At 45.9% G+C, this 7,305-nt stretch carries 6 protein-coding genes; 4 read left to right on the top strand and 2 right to left on the bottom strand.

All coding sequences use genetic code 11. From position 1 onward, the window contains the following. Positions 1-147 precede the first annotated feature (147 nt). The 4 genes from CAG68_RS06410 to CAG68_RS06395 all read left to right on the top strand — a co-directional run bounded on the left by CAG68_RS06410 (position 148) and on the right by CAG68_RS06395 (position 5,022). The gene (locus CAG68_RS06410) at positions 148-1,026 is read left to right on the top strand and encodes a LysR family transcriptional regulator (RefSeq protein ID WP_161440933.1); all 879 of its coding nucleotides are present in this window, start codon (positions 148-150) and stop codon (positions 1,024-1,026) included. A 120-nt stretch (positions 1,027-1,146) separates the two neighbouring features. Then, complete coding sequence (locus CAG68_RS06405; RefSeq protein WP_161440932.1) at positions 1,147-2,682, top strand: bifunctional GNAT family N-acetyltransferase/carbon-nitrogen hydrolase family protein; 1,536 nt, start codon at positions 1,147-1,149, stop codon at positions 2,680-2,682. Positions 2,683-2,886: 204 nt separating this feature from the next. Beyond that, entirely contained in the window at positions 2,887-3,474 is a 588-nt protein-coding gene (locus tag CAG68_RS06400; protein ID WP_005383738.1) for a DedA family protein, read from the top strand. A gap of 180 nt (positions 3,475-3,654) precedes the next feature. After that, positions 3,655-5,022: a Na+/H+ antiporter NhaC family protein gene (locus CAG68_RS06395; protein WP_053302976.1), complete on the top strand. Its 1,368-nt coding sequence runs from the start codon at positions 3,655-3,657 to the stop codon at positions 5,020-5,022. 74 nt (positions 5,023-5,096) lie between these two features. Here the strand turns inward: CAG68_RS06395 and CAG68_RS06390 are convergent, their stop codons facing one another. Next, complete coding sequence (locus CAG68_RS06390; protein WP_053302975.1) at positions 5,097-5,936, bottom strand: 3-keto-5-aminohexanoate cleavage protein; 840 nt, start codon at positions 5,934-5,936, stop codon at positions 5,097-5,099. Continuing rightward, a complete protein-coding gene (locus CAG68_RS06385) occupies positions 5,927-7,258 on the bottom strand; it encodes an aspartate aminotransferase family protein (protein WP_042521241.1) in 1,332 nt (443 codons plus the stop codon). The genes CAG68_RS06390 and CAG68_RS06385 overlap by 10 nt, the downstream gene beginning before the upstream one ends. Between the last annotated feature and the right edge of the window lie 47 nt (positions 7,259-7,305).

The following is a 7,305-nucleotide window of genomic DNA, read 5'->3' as shown; positions in this document are numbered from 1 at the left end:
AAAATACTCTTGTAGATTAATCAGTCAAAAAACGCTTAGCTAGTTTTTATAAGAAAGGAAGCTAATCACACATACGTTGCATCTTACTTTGCTTCAAGCCGTGAATACTCTACTCTTTGCCTAAGCAGAGTTTAATGGAACTGAAGTATGTTAAAAGGCAGTGAATACCCTTCTATTCGAGCATTAAGGACGTTTGTCGCGGTCTCTAATTACCTCAGTTTCTCTAAAGCAGCGGATGCCCTATGTATTACGCAAAGCGCAGTAAGCAAACAAATCGCATCGCTGGAGCAATTGGTGGGTTTACCTTTAATACAAAGAAGGGCGAGTGGTATTGAGTTAACCGAAGAAGGCAAGCGTTATCTGCCGCAAGTCACAGAAGCTTTGGAGCTTATTCAGCATGCAACTGCCAACTTAATCCAGTCAGATTCAAAGCAAGAATTACTCACCGTGGACGTAACCCCTTCTTTTGCCAGTCTTTGGTTGATACCTAATATTGATGACTTCCACCAGCAACATCCTAACATCCGAGTAAGAGTCTGTACTGGGGATGGGAACGTCAAAGATTCGAGCAACGAAAGTGACTTACATATTCGCTGCCTTCCATTATCCACGCATTATGAATACAGCCACTTACTATGCGAAGAAATACTACTATTGGTCGGTACTAACGCTCCTGCACTCAAGAATGTGCACGCTGTTAGCGACTATCCGCTGATACCTCAAATCACTCGTCCTCAGTTGTGGGAGCAATTTAAGGCGGCACATGCAGTAGAATCAACCGTTACCTATCACTCTGTAGGCTTTGAACATTTTTACCTAGCTTACGAAGCCGTCAAAATGGGAAAAGGACTCGCCTTACTTCCTGATTTTATGGCGCAGAATTCTATTTTAAGAGGGGATATCCAACATATTCTCAACCTAACTTTACAGAGCGGTTATGGTTATTACGTGATGCTCCCAAATTATCGCCTTTCGGCTAAAAAAGTAGCGGTGTTTCACGAATGGCTGAAGAGCAAGCTAAGTTAATGTTGTTTCTTTAAGCTCGTTTAGGTAAACCAAAACAACTCAAAGACTTCGGTATCTGTCTGCTCAAATTTATGGCATTCTCATCCATACTATTTAAAAAGGATAAATGGATAGTAGGATATGGACAGCAACACGCCAAGACTCTCTTTACGCACCATTGAGCCGACCGATTACCCAGAGCTCGCGGAATTAATGGACCTTGTTTTTCCTGATGTTGGTGGCTCATGGCCACGCCTGACCATCATGGATCTCATTCATCAGTTTCCTGATGGACAAATCTGTATTGAGGATAACGGAAAAATTGTCGGCGCAGCGCTAACAATCAAAGTGGACTACAACCGATTTTCACTTCCTCACCTATACACCGACATCATCACCGAGAACAACGTCATCCAAAACCAAGTGACCGGTGACGCCATGTATGGTCTCGATGTATTTGTTCACCCGGACTACCGTGGACTGCGTTTAGGTCGCCGTCTGTATGATGCGCGTAAAGAACTTTGCCGGAGTAAGAACTTCAAAGCAATTTTGGCCGGTGGCCGCATCCCGAATTACCACAAATATGCTGACGAATTGAGCGTGGCTGAATACATCGACAAGATAAAACGCCGTGAGCTTCACGATCCTATTTTGTCTTTTCAGCTTGCAAATGACTTCGATGTAAAGCGTATTATGCGTGGTTACTTGCCAGAGGATAGTGCTTCTAAAGGCTACGCAACTCTACTGGAGTGGGATAACTTCTTCTACGAAGAGGATATTCAATCCGTCCATGATGTAGAAAAAACGCTGATTCGTATTGGTGTTGTGCAGTGGCAAATGCGCGCCATGAATGACTTAGAGGACTTGCTCGATCAGGCTGAGTTCTTCATCTCTTCTCTTGCGAACTACAAAGCCGATTTCGCCCTATTTCCTGAATTCTTTAACGCGCCGCTGATGGGATTGCAAAACGACCAAAATTCCGTCGAAGCAATTCGCTTTTTGGCTAGCTTTACAGAAGAGATCAAAAACCGCTTCTCGCAGATGGCCGTCACCTACAACATCAACATTATTGCAGGCAGTATGCCCGTCATCGAGGATGGCAAGTTGTATAATGTGGCCTACTTGCTGCAACGAGATGGTGAAATAAACGCTCAATATAAAATCCACATCACGCCTCATGAACAAAGAGACTGGGTGATCGACGGTGGTGACAATGTTCAAGTGTTCGAAACCGATGCAGGCAAAGTCGGCATACTGATTTGTTATGACAGCGAGTTCCCAGAGTTGGGAAGAATGCTCGCCGAGCAAGGCGCACAAATTGTGTTCGTTCCTTTCTGGACAGACACAAAAAATGGCTACCAACGAGTACGAATCTGTTCCCAATCACGAGCCATCGAAAACGAATGCTACGTTGCAATTGGGGGCAGTGTCGGCAACTTACCTCGTGTTGATAATGTCGATATCCAGTACGCACAATCTGCCGTATTTTCACCGTCGGATATCTACTTCCCGCACGATGCGACCTTGACAGAAGCAAGCGCCAACACCGAAATGATAATCTTCGCCGATGTTGATTTGACTAAGTTGAAGCAACTTAATACCGAGGGTTCAGTAACCAACTTACGTCACCGACGCCTTGATTTGTATGGCGCATTTACTAAAGCTAAAGAGTCATAAGGATCTCCCTAATTCGCCGCTACCAAAGAGCGTGGCGGCGAATAAAGCCTGCTGCAGGTTGATTCTGCGCAATTATTAGAGGCATGTCAGTTTTTCTCAATGGTGAGAAACAAGAATTGACCCAATAGGACATTCGGAGTATCACTCCAACTTCGTTCCGCTTTTATTAGGGGAAAGCTTTTGGAACATATTAACGAACTTCTCATGTCAATGAAGCCTTTGCTTGAGCAATACGGCTACGTTGCTCTGATTGTCAGTATATTTCTAGAAGGGATAGGTATCCCGATGCCTGGTCAATCACTGATGATCGCGGCATCTTTGCTCTCGTCAGAGCAAGTCATGAACCTAAGTATGGTAATGATGGTATCGTGGCTGAGCTGCTTTTTTGGTAATACCTGTGGCTACTTAATCGGTTATTACTTTGAGGGGTGGTTAGATAAAAAAGGCTACATTTCCGGCCCGAAGATGCAAACGCTTCAATTGACTATCCAGAAATACGGCCCTACGTGCTTGGTCGTCAGCCGCTTTATTGAAGGAATGAAGCAATTTATGCCTCTTGCATGCGGTATCGCGAAAATGCCACGTAGAGAGTTTTTGCTCGGTAACGCCCTCGCGGCGACGGTTTGGGTATTGGTATTCAGCTTGTTAACTCACTTTGCATTTGAGCATTTAAGCGTGCTGAGCAACCTGTACACCGAATACAAATATCTGGTATGGGCATTTGCTGCTGTCTTATTTACGTGGATGGTTTTAGGTATTGTTAAACGCAAAAAAGCCAAATCAATGCAATAACGACAGTCTCTTCATTAGCGCATAACTAAAGCTCGTGGTATCAGTGAGATACGCAACACGAGCTTTTATCTTTTTCTTTACGTGTAAAACCTAAGCAGCCATTTAGACGTCTAGACGTTGACAATGTAGAAATGTGATATTAGTCTGCTCTTCTCTCTTATCATTAACATTGTCGTTTACATGTCCGGTTCCCAACAAACTACTAAAACAGTTGCACCGTCTGCGGTCGCACTGATCCCATTAATTGTATTCCTTGCGCTATTTATTGGCGTAGGCACTTACTTATCTTTGCAAGGCGTGGAATTTGCCTTCTACCAGCTGCCTGCACCCATCGCGGTATTACCAGCCATCATCATTGCGTTTCTTTTAAGTAAAGAGAGGCTTAACCGCTCAATCGAACACTTCATGCGTGGTGTTGGCCACCCAGACATCATCGCAATGTGTATGATCTATCTGCTTGCAGGTGCCTTTGCTGCGGTAGCAAAAGCCTCTGGCGGTGTTGATGCAACAGTAAACCTTGGTTTATCCGCTATTCCAACCAGCATGATTTTACCGGGCATTTTTCTGATTTCTGCTTTTATCGCAACAGCAATGGGGACTTCGATGGGTACCATCGCAGCCGTTGCCCCCGTAGCGTTGGGTATTGCTGAATCAGCAGGAATGAGCTTACCGTTAACCGCAGGCGTTGTACTGAGCGGCGCTATGTTTGGTGATAACCTTTCTATCATCTCTGACACCACCATCGCGGCGACACGCTCTCAAGGTTGTGAGATGAAAGACAAGTTTAAAGAGAACATTCGTATTGCTTTACCTGCGGCGTTGATCGCGATTGCAGTGTTCGCTTTCAACAGTACCGCGACTCAAGTGCCTGAAACTGGCGATATTGAGTGGCTAAAAGTCTTGCCGTACATCACTATTTTGATCCTAGCGGTATCTGGTGTGAATGTGTTTGTGGTTCTGTCGATTGGCATTCTTTTGGCTGGCGGCGTGAGCTTGGCATCGATTGACAATTACGGACTGACTAATCTAGCCCAAGACGTTTACAAAGGCTTTGGTAACATGCAAGAGATCTTCTTGTTATCCATGTTGATTGGTGGTTTGAGTGAACTGATGCGCCGCCAAGGTGGCCTTGCTTTTCTAACAAATTTCGTTAGTAGCCTTATCCACGCGTTTGGCTCTAGTCACTCTAAGCATGCGAACAGTCGTGCAAGCGAGCTAGGTATTGCAGGTTTGGTATCAATGGTCAATGGCTGTACGGCAAACAACACCGTAGCCATCATTGTATCGGGCAGCGTTGCTCGCCAACTGGCGGAAGAGAATAATGTCTCTCCTCGCCGCTCAGCAAGCTTGTTAGACATTTTCTCATGCGTGGTGCAAGGCGTGTTGCCTTACGGTGCTCAAGTACTGCTGCTAGGTTCCGTGTTCAACCTCTCGCCACTTGAAGTAGTTGCCAATTCTTACTACTGTTTTGCATTAGCGATAGCGGCTATTGTCGCGGTGTTTATCAAACATCCCGCTCGTCAACCTGTAGCGCAAACTGAGAACTAACGACAAATACCGAAAAGGCTCCGATGGAGCCTTTTTACTTTCCTTTCTTCTTTTTTTCTTTTCCGCGAGCAGATTTACTTCAAAGCTGAACGCAAACTTTGCGCACTGTGTAAAGGAATCGCAAAGCGATGCGCCACATCGCGTAGAGCTTCCACCTGAGCCGCGTTACTGATTGCTAATTCGCCTGCCACATCGACGTGGTTATTCTCAAACCCCACTCTCACATCGAATCCAAGTAACATCGCACTCGCTAAACAGTCTTGCTCTCGCGCGCCAAAAGCACAAATGGCACATCGAATTTCTTCCTCGACAAAATGCGCCAAATTCAAACCTCGTAAATCCCATGGCGAAGACTGTTGAGCTTGGTGATAACGCCCTAACACCACTAATGCATGCTGATACGTTTTAGGTAACACGCCCGCATCACGCAGTTGGAAATAACGTTCAATGTCGGTTGCATCGTAGAGAATAATTTGGCTCACGATGTTGTTTTCTGCCACCCAATGGAAAAAGGCATACCCTTCTTTCTCACTTGCTCGATCAGGGATTAACTCCCTCAATGCGAAAGAAGCCGCTTCTGGTTTCACAGCTTTAACTAACGCCATCTGTTGTGGCGGAGAATACAAGCCCACCGCCTCTGTGGTGAGCTGTACCATCATGTTTTGTCCCACCGCTTCTTTCACGGCATAGTAAATTGCCATGTTGTCGTCGATGTCTAATGAATGACGTCCGTTGGCGTCTCTAGCATGTAAATGGATCATGGCAGCCCCTGCCGTTTGACAAGCGATAGCCTCTGCAACCAGTTCGTCTTTTGTCATGGGTAAGCTGGCGTGATCGTGCTTAGTTTTTCTTGCACCGTTTGGGGCCACGATAATAGCGATAGGCTCTCGTATACATCGATTTTCTAATTCCATTCCTTCGCTACCTCTTTTAGCGTTAATGAGAGTTTGCCAACTAGCTCATCAATATGGTGAGGCTGAATAATGAATGGCGGTGCAAGCAAGATATGGTGCCCATTAACGCCATCAATCGTTCCGCCCATTGGGTAGCACATTAAGCCATTTTCCATTGCTTGCTGTTTGATGCGTTTGTCTGCCAATGTGGCTTTACTCAGAGGCGCCTTGCTTTCTTTATCCGCCACCAGCTCAATGCCAAAAAATAAGCCTTTACCACGAATGTCGCCAATGTACGGTAAATGGGCCAATTCAGAAGTAAGCTCATTACGCAGCAAAGCACTTTGCTGATTCACCGCCGTTAATAAATCATCTTGGAAGATGGTTTGAATGGTTGCCACGGCAGCAGCGCACGCCACAGGGTGCGCCATAAAGGTATGGCCATGTTGGAAAAAACCGCTTCCACCGGCAATAGCTTGGTAGACTCGATCATTCGCAACCACCGCGCCAATAGGTTGATAACCCGCACCAAGCCCTTTAGCCATACACACCAGATCGGGTTCTGCCTCTTCTTGCTCAAATGCAAAAAAACTACCACTGCGTCCAACGCCACACATGACTTCATCCAAGATCAATAACACATCGTATTGGTCGCATATTTCGCGAATACGTTTGAAGTAACCTTGAGTCGCAGGCACAGCTCCAGCGGTGGCTCCCACAATGGGCTCAGCGACAAAAGCCATGACATTCTCAGCCCCCAACTCAAGAATTTTTGCCTCTAGTTCATTCGCCGCTCGCAATGAGTAATCCAATTCCGACTCATGACTCTGCTGACAACGATAAGCATAGCAAGGGGCAATGTGATGACTCGGATGCAAGATAGGTTTGAACGGTTCACGTCGCCATTCATTACCACCGACCGCCAGAGCTCCCAACGTATTGCCGTGATAACTTTGCTGACGCGCAATGAATTGCTTCTTCTCTGGCTTACCTGATTCCACAAAATACTGCCGCGCCATTTTTAGTGCCGACTCCACCGCTTCTGATCCGCCACTGACTAAATACACATGGTTGAACTGCTCAGGCATATGCTGACAAATCAATTCCGCTAGTCGCTCACTGCTGTCACTAGTAAAAAATCCAGTATGAGCAAACGGCACTCGCTCGAGCTGTTCCAACATAGCTTTTTTAACGGCTTGATGACTGTGGCCAAGGTTTGATACCGCAGCGCCGCCACAAGCATCGAGATACTGTTTCCCTTGTTTATCGAATAGATAAACACCTTCACCTTTATCGATGATTGGCAACGTGGCATGGCAATGACGGTGAAATACGTAAGACATTTGAGTCCCTTCCAATGTGTAAGATTTGCACACATCATCAGGAACAA

Origin of the sequence: Vibrio sp. V42_P2S4T144 (assembly GCF_009904715.1) — a bacterium.
In the GTDB taxonomy this organism is placed as follows: domain Bacteria; phylum Pseudomonadota; class Gammaproteobacteria; order Enterobacterales; family Vibrionaceae; genus Vibrio; species Vibrio alginolyticus.
This window is presented reverse-complemented; position numbering and strand designations above follow the sequence as displayed.

Coding starts and splice junctions, on each gene's coding strand:
- CAG68_RS06410 (WP_161440933.1), top strand. CDS start 148: ATGTTAAAAGGCAGTGAATACCCTTCTATTCGAGCATTAAGGACGTTT.
- CAG68_RS06405 (WP_161440932.1), top strand. CDS start 1,147: ATGGACAGCAACACGCCAAGACTCTCTTTACGCACCATTGAGCCGACC.
- CAG68_RS06400 (WP_005383738.1), top strand. CDS start 2,887: ATGTCAATGAAGCCTTTGCTTGAGCAATACGGCTACGTTGCTCTGATT.
- CAG68_RS06395 (WP_053302976.1), top strand. CDS start 3,655: ATGTCCGGTTCCCAACAAACTACTAAAACAGTTGCACCGTCTGCGGTC.
- CAG68_RS06390 (WP_053302975.1), bottom strand. CDS start 5,936: ATGGAATTAGAAAATCGATGTATACGAGAGCCTATCGCTATTATCGTG.
- CAG68_RS06385 (WP_042521241.1), bottom strand. CDS start 7,258: ATGTCTTACGTATTTCACCGTCATTGCCATGCCACGTTGCCAATCATC.